Source organism: Variovorax sp. P4_D9 (assembly GCF_056401695.1).
On sequence record NZ_JBFUIU010001092.1, the window covers coordinates 1 to 2,466 of the forward strand.

General features: G+C 70.1%; 3 protein-coding genes and 1 pseudogene. All 4 read right to left on the reverse strand.

Annotated elements, in window-relative coordinates; all coding sequences use genetic code 11:
* The coding region (locus AC1DY5_RS51340; RefSeq protein ID WP_478121969.1) for a pyridoxal-phosphate dependent enzyme at positions 1-625 on the reverse strand (625 nt) is incomplete at its 3' end.
* Positions 626-672: 47 nt separating this feature from the next.
* A complete protein-coding gene (locus tag AC1DY5_RS51345) occupies positions 673-1,329 on the reverse strand; it encodes a nitroreductase family protein (RefSeq protein WP_478121970.1) in 657 nt (218 codons plus the stop codon).
* Positions 1,319-2,068, reverse strand: a complete 750-nt coding sequence (can, locus tag AC1DY5_RS51350) for a carbonate dehydratase (protein ID WP_478121971.1) — start codon at positions 2,066-2,068, stop codon at positions 1,319-1,321. The genes AC1DY5_RS51345 and can overlap by 11 nt, the downstream gene beginning before the upstream one ends.
* 24 nt (positions 2,069-2,092) lie before the next feature.
* Positions 2,093-2,466 (reverse strand): annotated as a pseudogene (gene fbiC, locus AC1DY5_RS51355) (7,8-didemethyl-8-hydroxy-5-deazariboflavin synthase); the annotation flags it as partial.

Sequence of the window (2,466 nt, forward strand, 5' to 3'; positions counted from 1 at the left end):
TTCCATAGCCCTGCATGACGTCGCGCGGGATGTCTTCATAGCCCTCGTACGAGGTGTCGGAGACCACGAACCAGGCGTTCTCGGCGGCCAGCCGCGCCGCCTGTTCCACCGAGGCGTCGTAGTTGCCGGCGATGCGCACGATGGTGGCGCCATGCGAGGCGATCGAGCGCTCGCGCTCGACGCTGACGTTCTTGTGCAGCACGATCACGCAGCGGCAGCCGATGTCGTGCGCCGCCGCGGCGAGCGCCCGCCCGTGATTGCCGTCAGTGGCGCTGATCACGGTGAAGTCTTGCAGGTCGCGCGAGTGCTTGCCGAGGAACAGGCCCTTGGCGTCGAAGTCCTGCTGCGGCCATTGCCGCTGGATCAGTCGCACCAGCGCGATCGGCGCCCCCAGTGCCTTGAAGCTGCCGAGCGAGGCGCGCTGCGCCTCGTCCTTGAGGTCGACGCGTGCCACGCCCAGGGTCCTGGCGAGGCCCGCCAGCGAATGCAGCGGCGTGGCCTGGCGCGTGAGCTCGGGCCAGTGCGACAGCCACTGGCGGCTTTCCTGGGCCTTGGCCATGCTCATGACGGCGCGCAGATCGTCGGGGTAGGGCGCCCGCGTGGCGAAGCGGTTGTGAAGCAGCATCGTTGTTTCCTTTGAAGAGAGAGAGAAGCGTAAGGGGAGCGCAGTGCTCAAGGCGCGTCGCTAAGGCGCATTGCGACCTCGGCCATCGGCCGGCGCACGAAGGGCTTGCCGGCATCGGCCGGATAGCCGAGCGTCACCATGCCCTGCGGCTCCCAGTGGGTGGGCAGGCCGAGCGCGCCGCGGACGGTGTCAGGGCAGAACATCGGTGCGCACAGCCAGCATGCGCCGAGGCCGACGGCATGCGCGCTCAGCAGCAGGTTCTGGCCCGCCATCGCGGTGCTCTGCACCGCCATCTGGTGTTCCTTGCGATTGCGCGCGAGGTCGGGGTAGACGTCCATGTCTTCCATGCTGAGGCAGACCACGACCACGGTCGCCGCGCCGGTGATGCGCGCGAAGGAGCGCGCCACGTCGGCCTCGATGTCGGCGTTGGGATCGCGGTCGCCGCGGCGGTCCCTGCGCAGCTGATCGCCCATCGCGCAGGCCAGCGCGATCTTGTGCCGGCTAGTCTCCAGGATCGCGAAGCGCCAGGGCTGGCGGTTGTGCGCCGACGGCGCCGTGGCGGCTGCTTCGAGCAGCTGGTCGATGAGCGCCGGCGCGATCGGCCGGGGCAGGTAGCGCCGCACCGAGCGGCGTGCCATCCACTGCAGCCGCGTGGTGCCGAGCAGCGTGGCCGCGAGCGTCGCGATGCCGAGTTCAAGTTCCATAGTCCTGGCCCCACATGCAGTCCGGCGCCGAGGTGCGGATCGCCACCTGCTGCACGATGTCGCTCTCGCGCGCGGTGAGCAGCGCCTTGCAGGCAGGCGGCAACTGGCGCGCCCAGTCGGCATCGAAGCCCGGCTCCGGCTGCGGCGTGTGCTGCGAGACCTCGAGATCGCGGATGCGGCCGTCGTGCAGGCCGTAGATCCAGCCATGCACCGTGAGGGGCTGGCCGGCGTCCCAGGCGCGCTCGACCACGGTGCTGCGGCAGGTGTTGGCCACCTGCTCGATGACGTTGAGTTCGCACAGCAGGTCGTACCGCTCGCGCTCGCCGGCGCATTGCGCAATGCGCCCGGCGTAGCGGTCGTGCACGGCGGCCAGCGGCGCCAGCCAGTTGTCGACCAGGCCGAGCCGCTCGCCGGCCAGCGCCGCCTTGACGCCGCTGCAGCCATAGTGGCCGCAGACGATGATGTGCTTGACCGCCAGCACATCGACCGCGAACTGCATTGCCGAGAGGCAGTTCATGTCCGAGTGCTGGACCATGTTGGCGACGTTGCGATGCACGAAGACCTCGCCCGGCGGCAGGTCGATGATCGTGTTGGCCGGCACCCGGCTGTCGGAGCAGCCGACCCAGAAGTAGTCCGGCGACTGCTGCCCCGCCAGCCGTCTGAAGAAGCCCGGATCGCGTGCCCGGACCTCGTCCGACCACGCCCGGTTGTTGTGCAGGAGATGCGTCAGCGCTCCCATGTCCGACCTCGCTCGTGCGCCGGCTCAGGCGGAGCAGCCGCCATGCGACGCGGCATCGGCCGTCTCGCGCTGGCGAAAGTCGATCCGCACCGGCGAGACCGGGGTGGTCACGGCGCGGGCCCTGGCCTTGGCGTCGGCCGGGGGCGTACCGTAGGCGGTGGTGCGCTGCAGCGGAACGCGGCCCATCGCGCGCAGCATGGCCTCCATGTCCATCGCGGTCATCTCCTGGCCGTGCGAGGCGCCGGCGGCACGCGAGATGGTCTCGTTCATCAGCGTGCCGCCCATGTCGTTGACGCCGGCGCGCAGGCAGGCCTTCACACCCTCGGCCCCGAGCTTGACCCAGGAGGCCTGGATGTTCGGGATCACAGGGTGCAGCGCCAGCCGGCCAACCGCATGCA